Annotated in this window: 16 protein-coding genes; 5 read left to right on the forward strand and 11 right to left on the reverse strand. The window is 43.6% G+C overall.

The features are described from left to right. Nucleotides 1-25 precede the first annotated feature (25 nt). The 5 genes from FHS68_RS11460 to fabG all read right to left on the reverse strand — a co-directional run bounded on the left by FHS68_RS11460 (nucleotide 26) and on the right by fabG (nucleotide 6,286). Nucleotides 26-1,438, reverse strand: a complete 1,413-nt coding sequence (locus FHS68_RS11460; RefSeq protein ID WP_229211856.1) for a DUF4403 family protein — start codon at nucleotides 1,436-1,438, stop codon at nucleotides 26-28. Between the two features lie 22 nt (nucleotides 1,439-1,460). After that, on the reverse strand, nucleotides 1,461-2,444 hold the full coding sequence (locus tag FHS68_RS11465; protein ID WP_167270077.1) for a Smr/MutS family protein: 984 nt from the start codon (nucleotides 2,442-2,444) through the stop codon (nucleotides 1,461-1,463). Between the two features lie 18 nt (nucleotides 2,445-2,462). Beyond that, nucleotides 2,463-3,404: a DUF2279 domain-containing protein gene (locus FHS68_RS11470; RefSeq protein ID WP_167270079.1), complete on the reverse strand. Its 942-nt coding sequence runs from the start codon at nucleotides 3,402-3,404 to the stop codon at nucleotides 2,463-2,465. After that, nucleotides 3,391-5,466, reverse strand: coding sequence for a VWA domain-containing protein (locus tag FHS68_RS11475; RefSeq protein WP_167270081.1), 2,076 nt, complete (start codon nucleotides 5,464-5,466; stop codon nucleotides 3,391-3,393). The genes FHS68_RS11470 and FHS68_RS11475 overlap by 14 nt, the downstream gene beginning before the upstream one ends. A gap of 73 nt (nucleotides 5,467-5,539) precedes the next feature. Further along, nucleotides 5,540-6,286, reverse strand: a complete 747-nt coding sequence (gene fabG / locus FHS68_RS11480; protein WP_167270083.1) for a 3-oxoacyl-[acyl-carrier-protein] reductase — start codon at nucleotides 6,284-6,286, stop codon at nucleotides 5,540-5,542. 221 nt (nucleotides 6,287-6,507) lie between these two features. Here fabG and FHS68_RS11485 point away from each other — a divergent pair, with 221 nt between their 5' ends. Then, on the forward strand, nucleotides 6,508-7,221 hold the full coding sequence (locus FHS68_RS11485; RefSeq protein ID WP_167270085.1) for an SDR family oxidoreductase: 714 nt from the start codon (nucleotides 6,508-6,510) through the stop codon (nucleotides 7,219-7,221). A gap of 35 nt (nucleotides 7,222-7,256) precedes the next feature. Here FHS68_RS11485 and FHS68_RS11490 read toward each other — a convergent pair whose 3' ends face one another. From FHS68_RS11490 to FHS68_RS11500, 3 genes are read right to left on the reverse strand one after another with little or no spacing between them, the layout of a single operon-like run. Next, nucleotides 7,257-8,327, reverse strand: a complete 1,071-nt coding sequence (locus tag FHS68_RS11490; protein ID WP_167270087.1) for a hypothetical protein — start codon at nucleotides 8,325-8,327, stop codon at nucleotides 7,257-7,259. Then, nucleotides 8,324-8,962 carry an ABC transporter ATP-binding protein gene (locus FHS68_RS11495; RefSeq protein WP_167270089.1) on the reverse strand — a complete coding sequence of 213 codons (639 nt, stop codon included), beginning with the start codon at nucleotides 8,960-8,962 and terminating at the stop codon, nucleotides 8,324-8,326. Before FHS68_RS11495 ends, FHS68_RS11490 begins: the two co-directional genes overlap by 4 nt. Nucleotides 8,963-8,991: 29 nt before the next feature. Beyond that, complete coding sequence (locus FHS68_RS11500; RefSeq protein ID WP_167270091.1) at nucleotides 8,992-9,882, reverse strand: hypothetical protein; 891 nt, start codon at nucleotides 9,880-9,882, stop codon at nucleotides 8,992-8,994. Between the two features lie 229 nt (nucleotides 9,883-10,111). Here FHS68_RS11500 and FHS68_RS11505 point away from each other — a divergent pair, with 229 nt between their 5' ends. Continuing rightward, nucleotides 10,112-11,146, forward strand: a complete 1,035-nt coding sequence (locus FHS68_RS11505) for an isoaspartyl peptidase/L-asparaginase family protein (RefSeq protein ID WP_167270093.1) — start codon at nucleotides 10,112-10,114, stop codon at nucleotides 11,144-11,146. 30 nt (nucleotides 11,147-11,176) lie between these two features. Here FHS68_RS11505 and FHS68_RS11510 read toward each other — a convergent pair whose 3' ends face one another. Together FHS68_RS11510 and FHS68_RS11515 are read right to left on the reverse strand one after the other, a co-directional pair. After that, entirely contained in the window at nucleotides 11,177-11,461 is a 285-nt protein-coding gene (locus FHS68_RS11510) for a type II toxin-antitoxin system RelE family toxin (protein ID WP_167270095.1), read from the reverse strand. Then, a complete protein-coding gene (locus FHS68_RS11515) occupies nucleotides 11,455-11,742 on the reverse strand; it encodes a hypothetical protein (RefSeq protein WP_167270097.1) in 288 nt (95 codons plus the stop codon). Before FHS68_RS11515 ends, FHS68_RS11510 begins: the two co-directional genes overlap by 7 nt. A gap of 209 nt (nucleotides 11,743-11,951) precedes the next feature. Between FHS68_RS11515 and FHS68_RS11520 the strand changes: the two genes are divergently transcribed. Beyond that, complete coding sequence (locus tag FHS68_RS11520) at nucleotides 11,952-13,415, forward strand: alpha-L-fucosidase (RefSeq protein ID WP_167270099.1); 1,464 nt, start codon at nucleotides 11,952-11,954, stop codon at nucleotides 13,413-13,415. A 21-nt stretch (nucleotides 13,416-13,436) separates the two neighbouring features. Here FHS68_RS11520 and FHS68_RS11525 read toward each other — a convergent pair whose 3' ends face one another. After that, entirely contained in the window at nucleotides 13,437-14,510 is a 1,074-nt protein-coding gene (locus FHS68_RS11525; protein WP_167270101.1) for a glycoside hydrolase family 76 protein, read from the reverse strand. Nucleotides 14,511-14,778: 268 nt separating this feature from the next. Here FHS68_RS11525 and FHS68_RS11530 point away from each other — a divergent pair, with 268 nt between their 5' ends. Together FHS68_RS11530 and FHS68_RS11535 are read left to right on the forward strand one after the other, a co-directional pair. Continuing rightward, a complete protein-coding gene (locus FHS68_RS11530) occupies nucleotides 14,779-15,957 on the forward strand; it encodes a TSUP family transporter (RefSeq protein ID WP_167270103.1) in 1,179 nt (392 codons plus the stop codon). Nucleotides 15,958-16,100: 143 nt separating this feature from the next. Continuing rightward, nucleotides 16,101-17,288: a trans-sulfuration enzyme family protein gene (locus tag FHS68_RS11535; RefSeq protein WP_167270105.1), complete on the forward strand. Its 1,188-nt coding sequence runs from the start codon at nucleotides 16,101-16,103 to the stop codon at nucleotides 17,286-17,288. Nucleotides 17,289-17,311: the final 23 nt, after the last annotated feature.

The raw sequence follows: 17,311 nt of genomic DNA on the forward strand, positions 1-17,311 counted from the left end.
CACTGATTATTATGCAAATTTTGTTTCAAATTCCCTTCAATCCATCCACCCTTAAATTAACCTTACCATTCGCAAATACAACAGAATAAAGGTGTTTTGGAGTTAAATAAACTTTGTCGGGAACGATGTCTGACAGGGTTCCTTTGAGAGTGACCCCCTCGGTAATTTTATAATTTGCCAGTGCTTTCTGAATCGTCTTTTTTGCCTCCGTTATTTGTTCACCCACCGGGAAAACCATTTTCTTTTCCATCATTCTGCTGAACTGTCCCTGCAAAAGCCAGCCCGCCGTACGGACGATTGTACTTTTTGTATACAGGTCATAATCAAGTCCTTTTAAGGATAGTTGCTGAGTTACAGGATCGTAAAAAGGGGTACCTTTCAGATAGATATCCCCATTGATATTTCCTTTTAAACCTGCCTTGATAACCAGCCGGTCGTTTTGACCATACATTTCTACCGACGTCACTTCAACATTGTATTGCCCGCCCAAAAAAGAGAATTTTTCGCCCGCAAATTTGGCCGTCGCAAGTCTGGCGGCATCTTCATAAGAAACAAGACTAATCAAACCGATCTTAAAATCCTCTGAAACTTTGTCCACAATTTGCAGGTCAGGCAATTTCTGAATTCCCGTAACTGCTGGTTTAGTAGCCGATGTAATGGTCTGCGTGTAACCTTTAATGCCTATCACCGAACGAAGGACATTATTCTTTGCCAGCAGCGGCGTCATTACTACCGAGTTAGGAACAATGGTAAGCCATGTATCATATTCCTTCGCCAGCATCACAGGCTGACGGGCAATATTCCAGGCGAGTTCCGCATTCTTTTTGAGTTCAAGATTATTTGCCACTTCCTGGTCAATCGCTTCTGTGATCTTTTCGAAATTCTTATTTAAAAGCCGGCTGGCCATACTTTTAATGGGAATGCTGATACCCGCGACCTTCACACTCGGATCGGTGATCCAGTCGTAACTATCAACGTATGTTTCAGATTTGATCTGCCAATTAGGGGAAATACCAATTTTTGAAATGAGCCGGATCTTTATAGAAAATTCCGTGTCCTTATATCCGGACATCGTAATGCCCAAAGGGCTTATCTTGTACCCCGCACTCACCCAGATCTTCAGGGGAACTTCAAATAGAAAGGAGGAATCGATGGCGACAATACGGATAGGGCTGATTTTCCAGACTTTCGCTTTGAGATTATCATTGTCATCATCCTCATAGCTGTTGTCCTCGTAGATCAACCCCTTTATTTTCGCGTTAATCTGGTTTTCAATTTCTGAAACCGGAATTTCCACCGGAATATTCAGAACGGAAATATGCTTTTCATTTTGAATTTCCGTCTCAGAGTACTTATATTCTTCCATAGGCGCTTTGGGCGAGGTACTTTTGGGGCGGCACTGCCATTGGGCCAACAAAATGACACAGGCAATCAGCATGTGCGCGCATTTGACAAGCAGGCTATTTAATTTTGACGAGCGTTGCACCGTATCCGAATTTTTCTTTTAAAGCATCCTTAAAATAATGAACGTGCTGATTCTTTCCCAGGCGACGATGTAATTCGTTCTTCAAAACACCGCTTCCCGCTCCATGAATGAAGGTGATCTCTTCCATGCCGTTTGCAATAGCCATTTCAAGATTACTCTCAAAAGTATCCAGCTGCGCTTTCAAAATGCCATCATTGGAAAGCCGCGTTGTATCTTTTCCTAATTTTTCAACGTGTAGGTCAATCACCTGGTCAGGCTTTGCAATCATTTTTTGTTCAGCTACTGTACCACCTAACAGGCTGTTTTTCAATGAGATGGATAAATTTTCATTTTGAACCGGATCCTCGGTCTTTAAATTTTCCTCATCAAGCTGATATACATAAGCTTCCTTTTCCAATAGCGGTGCCTTCTTTTTATTGTTATAAAAAGATTGGGCTCGGCATTTAATTCTTTTTGCGAGAGCTGGTGGTAAACCAAAACTCCCCTCTCGGTAATACAGTATTTTAAAATCAAAAATCGGCCAATGCTCAAAATCCTTAATCAGTATCTCGGTCAATTTCTGCGAAGATCTTGCAGTAAGCGTACCCGCCGCCAAACCGGTACTGATCGTCTCATTGGCAGCCACAGCCGTAAATGGCAGGGTCCAGTCCGTATTGTTGATCATGTGTACGGTAAGCGATCGATCATTGACCGCGACAAAGGCCAGATAAATTCCTTTTTCGGCAAATGGCAGGTTCCGCGACACGATTACATCCGCCTGGGCACCTACTTTCTTTGCGCCTGGGTCTTTCATCATCCGCTGCGATTCAACTGGTGAAATGGTTACAATTTCGTTCCGCATGACCGGTATCCTGAAACCATCCTCAATTTCAACCTCGACTACATTACCTGGCAAAAAGGCATAAATGATACCTTCCTCACGTCCATGTACCAGCCTCACTTTATCTCCTATATTCATAACTTTTTATTTCAATCCTTAAAAATACAATGGTTTAAAGTCAATTCCCTTGCTGCTGAATTGCAATGCAGGCGAAGGGATTTTGAGAGAATTGGCAAGAAACCCAATGGTACGAACAAATTTACTCCGTGATTTGATCTTGGTAAGGTCAATGTCGAGGGAAAGATAATACTGACGGTAAGGCCGGTAGCCCATTTCAATGCTTTTGCCTTTTTCAGCACTAACCATATTGTGTATCCCATATCCTACTGAAAAGCAGAGCCAGGCAGGCCAGTTACTCCCTTTAAAAAAAGATCTCGGGCTGGCAGAAAGCCAATAGGTTTGTCCATTGTAATCCTTTAACCAGCTTTCGTAATGGTTGCTGCCCAATAACTCAGGCCTTACTTTGGACAGCGATGTGTAGTGAAAAGAAAACTTAGGCTGTATCCTGACTTCATCCCAAAGCGCGACTTGACTTAGATAAAGTACCGACCCAGCAATGTTACCAATCATATCTCCCGGCGAGAAACCATAATCGGGTGAAAACCCATCCAATATCTCGATCGGCGTTTGAAAAATGATCCCCGAAATAGCCCCGTAAACCAGCATCTGTTTTTTTGAAATGCCTGTTTTTTGATAAAGCGCCGCGGTATGTCGGGCAATTTGATACGATGTGTAAACGTGCCCCATTTTGTCCATTTGGAGCCATTCGCGCGTATCATCTTTCATGCTGAAATGGGTTAACTTGGTCTTATACCATGTCTTGCTCAGGCCGTAAACACTACCCACATACAATGCGGATTGTGCTGCGAAAATCCCGCGTAATAACTTGTAATTGGGATGAAGCTTTGTCGAATCTTTTTCGACTGAATCCAAATGAAGTACCGATTGGGCAATCGAAGAGTTAGTATAACAAAGGAGCAGACAAATGACAAGCTGTTTCAGAAAAACAAACGATAACGGTTTACTAATATCCGCCATGGTACTTTCTTAACCCCCATTCTGTGCCCAATAGGAATACAATCAGAAAAAACAGCCATTTCATATAAATCAGCTCGACCATTTCTTCACTGCTATCGAGCCTGTCCGCGGGGCGATCACTTTTCAATTTGCTGATAAAGCTGGCAAATGTGGACGGTGCAACAAATTCTCCCCCGGACCTGCCTGCCAATTCCCTCAGCATTCCGAAATCGGCGGTGGTATTATTAAGTTCGAGGTCAACATTTCTAATCACAAACTGCCCGCTGATTCGCTCCTGCCCGCCACGTAATGTAGCCGAGGCAACATAACGGTACACTCCCTGGGACAGCCCGCTAATATTAAACCGGGGCGACTCTTTGGTATGGGTATAGGTAAACTGACGGGCCTTGCCTTTTTCGTCAGTCAGGTTCAGAATCACTTCCTGGCCGAAAATCGGTTCATAAATGTCATTGTAAATCTCCGTTTGGAACACCACCTGCTCGCCCGCTTCAAACTCATTGCGAACGGGATAAACACGAAACTTGCGCTTATCTTCCCGTACGGACAACACCTGAATTAACTTTTGAAATAAATTATCAACCACTTCCTGCTTGCTGGTCTGGGCGAATTCCTCCTGTCTCCATTGCCACAAACCTTCGCCAGCCAATACCGCGATTTTCTGCTCACCATTTGTATTCAGCACGAGCAGCGGCTTATTGGTGTTGAGTGTTCCTACTTTTTGATATAAGATGGTCTCAGTCCCCGACGATATGTTATACTCTCCAAATGGCACCGACAATGGCGGCAAGCGTTCCAGGAGTTTCAGGCTTTCCGTATCGAAATTGAGCTGCTGAAATGATGGATTAAATCGGGCAGTCACTTTATCTACCTGATTATTGGAAGTATTGATCAACAAGGATCTGTTCAGAGAACTGGCCAATGGAACGGCAGATTGGTTACCCAAAATAAAGAACAGAGGAATTTTTGATTCAATGAATTTGCGAACCTGTGCATTACCCAACCCCAGCACATTTGGTATTTGGTGCAGAATTACCAGATCGTAGGGTTTGGTACTGACGGGCGGATTATTCGAGATAGACAGAATATTGATATCCAGCTCATAATTATCATTGGTCTCAACAATGCTGCGAATGCTTTTGATATCCGGGTGAGGCGCCAGGGCCATCAGCAATATTTTTTGTCTCCCGTCAATAATGTCGATATAAACGTCTTTCCTGTTGTTCCGGCTCGAAGTTTCGCCTGATACGCCTCCCAATTCCAAGGTATAATGTTGTACCCCTTTTTGTGCAGAAGAAGCTTTGAATTCAAAAGCCTTAAAAAAATTGGGGCGATCAATGAGCACAGTCTGGCTTTGAATAACCCGTCCGTTTTGTTTTAAAAATATGGTCGTCGATTTACCAGTTAGTCCATTTGCAACAATTTCAGCCCTGATTGGGAATTCGTTTTCGAGGTACGCGATGCGGTTGCTGATCACATCCTTGATACGAATGTCCAGATCAGGCACTGAGTCACCGACTGCCAATGTGCTGATTTTAAATGGAAAACGATTATAGGCTGGAGAGATACCCTGATTGACAATCCCGTCTGAAAGCAAAATTACGTCTGTCAGGTTTCTGCCTTCAAAATTGGTTTTGATTGTCTGCAACATGCTGGAAAGATCTGTCTTGTTCTGATCAAACCGAATGGAATCCATGGAGGACTTCGTTGCTGATTTTTCCAATGTTTCGACACTCACTTCAAAACCCGATTCAGTAAGCTCGGCAGTGGCATCCTGAATTTGTTTTAAAACCGCTTTTCCATACGTTCCTACCGACTCCGAGTTATCGATTGCAAATACAATTTTCGCCTTATCTACCGACGTTTCGGTTTTCCTCACCAGCGGGCTTAGGAGCAGAAAACAGATTATTGCAACCGTAATTCCCCTGAATCCGGCCAGTACATAATTTAATCTCTTGTCCCAGGAAGGTTCAGGCTGATAGAGTAAAAAGGCGTAAAGAACTCCCGCAAGCAGGCAGAAAAGAATAAACCAATAAGGAGTTTGAAAGATCAGTTCGGACCGCATGTGTGGAAATCGCTAGCTGGCAGCGATACAATATACAAGGAAACTGCCAGCTATTTACAAACGAAGAAAGACACTAGGTTAACATACCACCGTCCACCTGAATAACCTGGCCGGTAATGTAGCGAGATAGATCTGAGGCCAGAAAAACGCATGCATCAGCCACTTCCTCGGGTTGCCCGCCCCTTTTCATAGGTATGGATTGTTTCCATTCGTCTACAGCTTTGGATTCCACAGCACCCGTCATTTCGGTTTCGATAAACCCGGGGGCAACTGCATTGGAGCGAATATTTCTGGAACCCAATTCCAGGGCGATGGATTTGGTAAAACCTATGATACCGGCCTTTGAAGCGGCGTAATTGGATTGTCCTGCATTACCCCGGATCCCAACTACCGAAGTAATGTTGATAATAGACCCGCTTTTGGCGCGGATCATACTTTTAGTAGCAGCTTTGGTCAGATTGAAAACGGATTTAAGATTGATATTGATGACAGTATCCCATTGTTCTTCACTCATGCGCATCAACAGTCCGTCGCGCGTAACACCCGCATTGTTGATCAAAATATCAAGTTTGCCAAAATCGGCGATCACATTGGTAACAAGCTGATCAGCAGCCACAAAATCGGATGCATCCGAACGGTAGCCTTTTGCTCTCACCCCAAATGCTTCCAGTTCCTTTGCCAATGCCTCTCCTTTTTCAACACTGGATAGATAGGTAAACGCAACATCAGCGCCTTCCTCGGCAAGCCTGAGTGCAATGGATCGGCCAATGCCCCTGGAAGCTCCGGTTACGAGCGCCACCTTATTTTCTACTATTTTCATAAATGATGTTTAATCTGTCAGAATGAATTACAACCGCCAAAAATAGAATATTGCCCAGAGACCATCAAAAAACAAAGTAGAGAAACCGCCGCCCGCGCCGTTGCGGTACAGAAAAACAAACGTGATATGCAAATTTTCGGACAAGGCAGTAACTTCTTCAAACCTTCTGACCTTCGAGACTGTTACATGCAGACAGTTTTTTTCACTAAACCATTCATTGGATGTCAGAATTAATCAAAACCGCTTTGATAACAGGCGGCTCAAAAGGGATTGGATACGGGATTGCCGAAGTGTTGATAAAAGAAGGAATTTACGTCGCCATTACCAGCCGCTCGAAGGAAAATGCAGCGCAAGCAGCTGCCTCGCTTAACGAAATCCGTAAGGGTTATGCGATTGGCATAGAATCCGATGTGAGAAATCTTGAATCCCAGGAAGCTGCGGTCGCTGCTGTTGTGGATCGGTGGGGCCGTCTGGATTATTTCATCGCCAATGCGGGTGTGGGCCATTTCGCGCCAATTCAGGACTTAACAGCCGAAGCTTGGCAGGAAACGATCGATATCAACCTGACCGGCGTGTTTTTCAGCGCCAAAGCCGCTTTAAGTGCATTAACCGAATCAAAAGGTTACTTCATTACCATTTCCAGTTTAGCAGGCACCAATTTCTTTCCAGGCGGCTCGGCTTACAATGCCAGCAAATTTGGTTTGGTCGGCTTTTCACAAGCAATGATGATGGATGTCAGAAATGCAGGGATCAAAGTAACGACTATTATGCCCGGCTCGGTAGCGACAGAATTCAGCGATCACAAACCTTCTGAAAAAGATGCGTGGAAGATTCAGCCGGAAGATATTGGACAAATTGTGGCCGATCTGATCAAAATACCAGCACGTACGCTGCCAAGCAAAATTGAAGTGAGGCCATCGATGCCCCCAAAATAGCATTACGAAACCAGGCTAGTTTAACTGGCCTGGTTTCAAACTTTATACCATTTTGGAAAAACAAAAAACGAAAAGACGATTGCTGCTCCGGCGATCATTAAAAGCGGGATTTTATATAATATCAAAAGCGTAAGTCCAATAAAGCCAAACAAATAAGCTCCCATTGAATCTTCTTGAATCCCGTTTTTTCTGTAAAAGAATAAATGAGATAAGGTGATCAAAGCCAGACCCAAAAGGTACAGCTGAATGATTTCAACAAAGTTGAGGGGTCCATTTCGCATCGCCGCAAGGGTTTCTGGTAAAATAATAATCGCGTGGAAAGCCAATATCCTCAAAAAACGCCTCGCATTGGAAACTGGCATTGACCGTCCCCATAACCAAACCTGACTTTCCCATTTGAAAAATTCATAGGAAATTCCCAGGTTCAGCATATAAGCGAGAGACAATCCTACTGCCGGAAGGCGTATATCGTAATTGTCGGTACTGTAATAAAGCATTGTCCCCACCGAAACCAGGACTGCACCCAGTTTACCAGCGAGCATTGTGATTCCCTTTTCCCGAAACATCCATTCAATGGCCCAATAAAGCCATGAAACCGGTCGGGGAAAAGGCGATTTAAAGAAGGAGTTGTTTGTTTTGGCAACATATAAGACCGGATTTCGGACTCTCCATTCAGCGATGAACGCAATGCTGAATATAAAAAAAAGGTAAAATGGTATAACCGGCCAGAGCCTGCTTAGTATCTTGTCCTGAACTGAAATTGAGATGAGATAAATTCCATAAAAAAGAATTGGCTGCAAAAAGCCCAGGGCAAGTAACGCAAAACGAATCAACCGTATCTCCGCAGGCCAAATTCTCGCATTATATACGAATGTATAAGTTGGTAATTTCCAGGTTTGAATTAAAAATTGAGCGCATAAAATGGTATAAGCCAACCAGATCCCGAATAGATAAGCCATTCCATACGAGCCAGTCAGAAAGAAAACGGCGAAAGCGTGGTGCTCCGCGCCACTCAAAAAGCCAAACAAAATTCCAAGAAAAACGAAAAACATTCCAGCCCTCTGTCGGAAAAATGCCGATACGGTCGAAAGCATCAATGTTTTCATGGCCTGGCGATTTCGACAAGTGTCTTGTTTTTCAGCAAAAAGCCTTTTGTTACCGACAATCCGTTCTGCTGAAATAGCTGGTGCGACGAAAGCAGGAATGTTACACCGGCCAAGTGAGTGGATTTGATCAGACTTAATAATCCTTCCTGCGCTTCCCGGTCAATTGTAATCAGCGGTTCATCCAGAATGATTACAGATGGTTCACCTAAAAATGCGACTGCCAGAGAAACTTTCTTAACCATTCCACTCGAACAGCTGCCAAAAGGAGTTTTTAAATAATTAATACCGAAAGCACCAATCAACATTTCGCTTTGGCCTTTCGGCGCGCGTTTTGCCTCGGCAACAAAACTAATGAGATCAGAAGGAGTTAGAAAGGAAGGATAAAGCGGCTCGGCTTCGCCTAGATTGAGCCGCAGTCGATAGTCTACCGGGTGTTTTTTAAGATTGTAGCGGTCGTCGAGCAAAACGGTTCCCTGATACGGCAGCATGCCAGACAATGTCCGGAAAAGGGTCGACTTACCTGCGCCATTTTCACCCTGGATCCAGTAAACGCCGTGATTAATTTGAAAGGACGGAATCGCTAAAATTTCCTGGTCACCATATTGCTGGTGAAGATCCCGTATTTCCAGAACCATAAAATCAGTGATATTAATATAAGGTTATCCTAAGGTCGGTAGCCAAATTCATCCATTAAAACCTTTAAGGCGACCTCCTCTTCATATTTATACAAATCCTTATTAAAAAGTGCTTCGTGTCCTGCGTTTTTCAAACTTACCCAGCTGTGCGTTGCGTAAGGATCATAATCGAAGTTTGCGAAAGTATGTCCGAGGTTGTTCAGGTGATGAAACCATGCTACACCCACGTCAATCACATTAATAATGCCAAAAGGTGTCGCCTTACCATAAGGTATTGTATCAGGTCTGGCCTTTGATATATCGACTAGCGCCACGTACTCATTAAGCCTGCATTCCGGTAATGGCCAGGGTTTGGCTCTGTCAATATACTCAGTGTAAAAGCGAGTTCTGGGAGGGCCTGGATATTTGACGGATAATTCCATAATTTCCGCATATTCGGGCTTGTAGTACAGATACTTATCCCCGTCACATAAGCCAGCGGAATGAGCCGGACAATTCCAGCACTGCCCTATTTTTCCTATGCCCGTATGGTTTCCAATGCCTTTCAAATATTCACCAACAAGATCGCCGGAGAAATACAAGTCATTATGTATCAGCAACAAATATTTTTTATCTGTCTTTTCCCAGGCATATTGATATCGGATTGCGCGTCGGTAGGGCTTGAATTTTTGTAATGTGCGGTTTACCTTATTGTACCAAAACCAGAAAAGAGGTCGGTAATAGATGATTTTATTCTGCCCAATCATCTTAAAAATAAACTTAAAGTCAACTGGTTCAGGCTGTTTCTTTTCTTCTACGAAATAGATTTTGTCAATCCATTGCCCTGAATGTTTCAATAAGGTCAAAAGCGTGATCGCGGTTTGATAAGGCTTTCCATAAGCATTGATGGCGACATCAACGCTGGCTTTCGGAAGATTCATTTGAGGTGTATTGAATGTAGTCGGCTTAAACAGTTTGCAAACAAAATACAAAATCTCCATATATGACGCACTTGTATTGCACCCGGGCAAAATTTTGTATTTTCATTCGAAGCATTAAAGCGAATTTCCATATTTGAAAAAAATTTAAATTTGCTCCTTACGACTTTTTAAAAAAATCTATAAATTTCAAGTCTGTCCATTCTCTATTTTTACTCCCAAATCGGAACCTATGAAATCCAATCGCCGGTCATTCTTACGTTTGTCTGCCTTCGCCCTACCGTTTACCCGTGTAAATCAGCTGTTTGCAAAAAGCAATGCAGTTAGAAAGCCTCTGGTCGTTTCAACCTGGGATAGTGGGCAGATCTCAAATGCAGCCGCCTGGCCGATACTTGAAAAAGGAGGAAGTGCTTTGGATGCTGTGGAACAAGGCGCTATTGCGATGGAAAATGAAATCAACTGCTGCGTTGGCCTGGGTGGAAATCCGGATCGCGACGGATTTGTGACATTGGACGCATGTTTGATGGATGATAAGTTCAATTGTGGTTCAGTTGCTTTTGTGGAAAAGGTTAAGCACCCGATATCGCTAGCCCGGAAGCTCATGGAAAATACACCTCACGTGTTTATGGCTGGCGCGGGCGCGCAGCAATTTGCAGTGGAAAGCGGTATAAAGCTGGAATCTGGCGAACTTTCTCCCGACGCGGACAAAGCTTATAAAGAGTGGTTGAAGAATGGAGAATATAAACCAGTTATTAACGTCGAACATCAGCAATCCCATCCAAAAGGCAATGGGCCGTTTGCGCCGAAACGGTTTGATGACGGCACTTTCAATCATGATACCATGGGTACCATTGCGATGGATGCTTCGGGCAATTTGTCGGGTATGTGCACAACAAGTGGGTTAGGCTTCAAAATGCGCGGAAGGATTGGCGACTCCCCGATCATTGGTTCAGGACTTTACGTGGACAATGAGGTTGGCGCAGCAACAGGCTCGGGACAGGGCGAGGAAGTAATCCGTATCTGTGGCACCCATACTATTGTTGAGTTGATGCGGAACGGACTTTCACCCGCAGAAGCATGCAAAAAAGCCATAGAACGCATTATTAAAATCAATCCGGAGAAAGCCAAGACGTTCCAGGTCGGTTTTATCGCAATAAATAAACAAGGCGAAATCGGTGCGTATTCCATCCAAAAAGGATTCAGTTATACCATGACTGAAAAAGGTGGAAAAGGAATTGTAGTCCCTTCAAAAAGTCATTTCTCCTGAAATTATCAGGTTGTTTTTGTTTGTGATCGACTAGGATTTGGGAGGGAAGGATTTGTAGTTGTCGCTGCGGTGTAACATCCTCAGCAACGTGATATTTGGGTGAATGCATTCAATGCCGATCCGCCAATCCCCGACACGGATCCGAAAATAGTTTTCACCGCTTTTCTGACCTTCCATTTTTTTATAATCTAGACCCGAAGATTCGAGGTTTTGTGCCACTTCAAGCCTATCGATGACATCAGAAACTCTTTTTTGAATATCCCTCGGGGTATTTTTAAGATCTTTTTTAAATCTTGTAGCATACTCAACTACCATCCCATTTCCTTTTTCAGGTCAGAGACCGGATGGCGTGGTTCATCTTTTTCAGCACGCATGAGTTCGAGGAAAAAGAAGTCTTCTAATTTTTCATTTTCAATTATGTCCAATATTTGCTTCATTTCGGTTTCAGTCCAATTGCCACGTTGCTTCTTAACACTAAAAGACGGAGCGGGGATACCAATCTGCTCCGCCAAAAAAGCATTCTTATAACCAGATTTATTAATTAACGCACTCATGTTTTTCTTCAATTCCATATAGTTTTCGACAATATTGAACATGTTTTCTTATTTGAGTTGAACGTTAGTATTTCAAATATACCAATTAAAATTAAGATTTCTGTTATGGAATCTCTCAGTCAAACCATTGAAATCCGGGATTAGGAATTTAAATCAACATACGCAGCAAAAATTAGTGAACTGTTTTAAAAAAACCGATCTTCACTTTTCAATACACCCAGATACTTACTACCTGATACATACGATAGAAAATGACAAAATCTCTGGCCGCAATTATACTCTTAACGGCACTGAATGCATTCGCACAAACCCCTCCAAAACCTTACGGCGTAACACCGGCACCCAGGCAGGTTGCATGGCATGAAACTGAGGTATATGGCATCATGCACTTTACGCCAACTACTTTTGAAAACAAAGAATGGGGTTTTGGTGATGCTGATCCTAAGACATTCAATCCAAGCGATTTTAATGCAGAACAGATTATACTAGCTGCCAAAGCTGGTGGATTGAAAGGAATAGTCCTCGTCGCAAAGCATCACGACGGGTTTGCACTCTGGCCAACCAAAACAACAGAATATAACATTTCAAAAAGCCCGTTCCGTGACGGAAAAGGGGATTTGGTGAAAGAAGTAGCCGATGCAGCCAGAAAACATGGGCTGAAATTTGGCGTGTACTGCTCACCCTGGGATCGTAATAATGCTAAATATGGCACGCCCGATTACCTTGCCATTTACCGTGAGCAACTTCGCGAACTCTACACTAATTATGGCGAACTGTTCATGTCCTGGCACGATGGTGCGAATGGAGGCGACGGCTATTACGGCGGTGCAAATGAAAAGCGTTCGATCGATAACACAACCTACTATCAATGGGATTCGACCTGGACAAACCTGACACGTAAATTGCAGCCCTCGGCTAACATTTTCAGCGATATTGGTTGGGATGTGCGTTGGGCAGGCAATGAGGATGGAAGCGTCAACGCGACTTCCTGGGCTACAATAACACCAAAACCTTCGGAAGGTAAGAACGTGGCTGTGCCAGGTCAGGCCAATGCAACTGAGAATCCCGGCGGTACCCGAAATGGGAAATTCTGGATACCTGCCGAATGTGATGTCCCATTACGAAAAGGCTGGTTTTTCCATCCTACTGAAAAACCTAAGACTCCGGAAAAACTCTTTGATCTCTACCTGAAAAGTGTCGGTCGCGGAGCAGCGCTCGATCTTGGGCTGGCGCCCGATACACGCGGACATTTGCATGAAGATGATGTGGCTGCTCTAAAATCCTTTGGGGATCATGTGAAACAAACCTTTGCAACCAATCTGATTTCCCGCGGGTCGGCAAAAGGAATTAATGTTAGGGGTTATAATTCGATTTACAGCGCAAAAAATATTCTCGACGGCAAACCGGAAACATATTGGGCCACCGACGACGATTTCAAAACGCCGGAAGTTAGTGTCGATCTTGGTCAGCCTGTAGTATTCGATATTATCAGTATCCAGGAATTCATTAAGTTGGGCCAGCGGATTGAAGAATTCGCTGTGGATGCAATGCAAGGCACCGAATGGAAAGAAATCCACAAAGGGACCAGCATCGGAGCGAAACGGCTTATCAAACTGGAAGTACCGGTCACTTCCCAAAGAATCCGGCTAAGAATTACCAAATCGCCTGTCAGTGTGGCAATCAGCGAGTTTGGAATTTATAAGGATTCGGAGTAGTTGATATTGGGAAGCCGGAGATCACCGTCCCGCTTTCAACTCTTCCAATCTTCCGTACATTTCAAGCATAGCTGCCTGATCAATTAAGGATTTGACTGGTTTGTTACCTAACAAGCCGGTCGGATCCTTTTCTTCTTTCCAGATCCTTTCTGCATCATCAAAGAAGATCTGAAAATCTCCGGCGGTACTATCTACCTTATACAATTCTTCAAATCCCCTCAGCAATACCACATTAAACCAATAATTGCCAGGTAACCGGCTGTTTTTGTAAAAATATTTTTTGGACGCCTCCGCCATCAGTATTGCCTCGTCCAAATATTGTTTTTCCCCTGTAAGAGAATAAAGCAGCACGTTCGATTGAAGCATAGTTCCCGTGTTATAAGTGTACCTGGCAGAGTCAATTTTGAGATCCGGGATTTTGACCGAATCATAATAGATGCCCTCTGGCGATCTCAAATGTTTCTTTGTCCAGTCGTATAATTGGATGGCCGTCGTGTGGTATTTCTTTTCCTTCGTGATTTTGTACAATTGCAATGCAATCAGGATTCCCGGGCCATTTGAACAAGTATTTTTGGTATTCTTTTCATCTTCCTTCCAATAAATTCCGCCGCCTGCTTTTGCGTCATAACCTGTCATTTGGAACTGGTAAATCTCCTCGGCAATTTTCAGATAGGATTTATCCTTCGTCCGGTTGTACGCATCCAGACAAGCGATTGCAATCCATTGGTTATCATCATAAAACCGGGAATCTTTTTGCTCTTTTTTAACATAAGCCTGGTAACCGGGCGCGGGCGCATCGGTATTGTAATATTGTCCTATCGCTTCCAAAACCGGCTTCACGTATTGCTTCCCTGGTAAAACAGTCTCCACTTCATCCGCAGCTTGCAGCAACGCACATAACGGCCACAGGTACGAATGCGGCTTATCATTCTTTCCATTTGTTTCTAAAAACAACCCCGTGGACGGCTCGTAAAAATTCTTTTGGATATTCCACATGATCTGCCCCATCCTCGCCTTGTAATCAGGCGTTGACTGCGAATTGGCATTCGCTGCTATTAACAATGCGAAAATGAGAGCAAGGAAGTGATTGGACATAAACAACGTTATTATTAAAATTTTGACAACCGCATATCTTTGGCATGTAAATGGTACTCGGTTTGTAAAATACGACAATAAAATTTTGTTGTTTTGCTATAATGAATTTACCCTCATTTCAATTCAGTGTCTCCATCAATGTGGCGCAAGTCGGGCTGTTCCTTTGAAAACTAACAATTTGCTCTTAATTTTACCATCCTGAATAGCAAACATCCGTTTGCTATTTTATTGGAAGTTTACTCTATAATAATAGTATACTACATAGACTTTGAAGGAAGTGGCCGATTCTTTACCCTCAGCTGATATAAATTTTTCTAATTGGGAATCTTTAGACGTTGCGTACATCGCAAGTGGTGATCCTGAAGAAGACCGCCGGTTGGCGGCTCTTGCGAAGGAAAAAGGTCAAGTGGTTTATCTTCGTGATCTGCCAGAAGAATCAGATATCCGCTTCACAAACACTTCCTCGTCGGCATTTCCATCAGATCAGCACCAACCTTCTTCCCGAAATAATACAAAAACACCCTTAACGTGGGAAACTGTGCAACAGAAGATCTGGGCAGCTACGATAAGGAAAAGAAGCAGGACGGAAATTGCGGTTAATGTTTTTTCCGCCATTGCGCTAATGGTCTTAGGACATCTCCTGTTTACATTCTTCACTTACGATCGCCTTAATATTCTTTGGAATGACCTCGAACTGAATGAGAGTTTTTTTTATTATGTCCTGGGTGGTTTTGTGGCGCAAATGATCGATGGAGCGCTGGGAATGGCTTATGGTGTTACAGCAGCTACATTTTTGTTGACTTTGGGTGTGCCGCCTTCTGCAGTAAGTGCGAGCGTACACACTTCCGAAATATTCACCAGTGGGGTTTCTGGCTATATGCATTTGAAATTCGGTAATGTCAACAGCAAACTTTTTAAGAAGATTTTATTCCCAGGAGTGCTTGGCGCGATCCTTGGAGCCTACCTGTTATCTTCCCTCGAACAATATATTTATCTTATTAAGCCATTGGTCGCAGTATATACGCTGATTCTGGGAATTCTTATTATTCAGAAAGCGTTGAAGAAACGAATCGAAAAAAAGCCCATCAGACAAATTGGATGGCTTGCATTGGCAGGAGGAACACTGGATTCAATTGGCGGAGGAGGCTGGGGGCCAATTGTAACCTCAACGCTGATCGCGAGAGGACGGCATCCGAAATACACAATCGGTTCGGTAAACCTGGCCGAATTCTTTGTTTCGCTGGCGAGCTCAGTAACATTCATCACCCTCATCGGATTTTCACATTGGCAGGTTGTTCTAGGATTAATTTTGGGAGGAATGGTAGCGGCTCCAATTGCAGCCAACCTATCAAGAAGATTACCGATTAAAACAATGATGATTATGGTCGGTACCATTGTGGTGATTGTGAGTTTGAGGATCATTTATATGGTTGTTAGTAGCTTGTAGCTAAAAGCTTATAGCAGTTAGCGATTAGCCTTTAGCTTCATTCGTTCAAGACTTAACATTGAATTTGATTTAAGTAAATAAAAAAATAAAAAAGGCTAACAGCTAACCGCGCGGCGGCCGAAGCTAATAGCCAACAGCTTCCCATGAAAAAGCAAACCAGAGCGATACGCACGCAGACATCACAAACCAAGTATCGCGAGCATTCTACCCCTCTTTTCTTGACCAGCAGCTTCACTTTTGAAAGTGCTGAGCAGGGCAAAGCCCTTTTTGAAGAAACCGAAGAAGGCAACATTTACAGTCGCTTTTCAAATCCTACTGTTCAGGAATTTGTGGACAAGGTTTGTTATCTTGAAGATTGTGAAGATGGCGTTGCAACCGCAACGGGTATGGCGGCAGTATTTGCAAGTATGGCTGCTTTGCTGAAAACCGGCGACCACATCATTGCAAGCCGGGCATTGTTCGGATCTGCGCATCAGGTGATTACTCAAATTTTGAGCAAATGGGGCATTACTCATACTTACCTGGATGCCGACGCAAGCGAGGCTGATTGGGAAGCAGCGGTACAACCCAATTCTAAAATGGTTTATCTGGAAACACCTTCAAATCCTGGCTTGGATCTGGTGGATCTTGCAATGGTAGGAAGGCTTTGCAAAAAACACAATCTGATTTTTAATGTAGATAACTGCTTTGCTTCGCCGGCACTGCAAAATCCGGCTGAATTCGGTGCAGACCTTGTTGTACATTCTGCTACCAAATTCATGGATGGTCAGGGCCGTGTGCTGGGTGGAATTGTTGTGGGTAAAAAAGAATATATCAAGGAGTTACGCTTTTTCTGTCGCCAGACGGGACCATCTATGTCGCCTTTTAATGCGTGGGTTTTAAGCAAAAGTCTTGAAACGCTTGGATTGAGAATGGAAAAACATTCTCAGAATGCATTGGCATTGGCGGAGGCTTTGGAAAAACATCCGGACGTAAAGCAGGTTAAATATCCATTTCTTGAATCGCATCCGCAGCACGAGTTGGCAAAACAACAAATGACCGCTGGCGGGGCTATTGTTACCATTGAGCTGGAAGGTGGTTTTGAAAGGGTAGCAGCATTCATGGATGCGCTCGAAATTGCTTCCCTGTCTTCCAACCTTGGAGATACACGCACAATCGTAACGAACCCAAATACGACCACGCATGCAAAACTGAAACCAGAAGAGAAAAAAGCTTTGGGCATTACCGAAGGTCTGATCCGCATTTCAGTCGGCTTGGAAGACATAGAAGATTTGATCGAAGACTTCACCAATGCCGTAGAGGTGTCGGTTAAAAGTGATATATTAGAGTAGGAATTTAATTCGAATCTTGGATC

Source organism: Dyadobacter arcticus (genome assembly GCF_011762185.1).
In the GTDB taxonomy this organism is placed as follows: Bacteria; Bacteroidota; Bacteroidia; order Cytophagales; family Spirosomataceae; genus Dyadobacter; species Dyadobacter arcticus.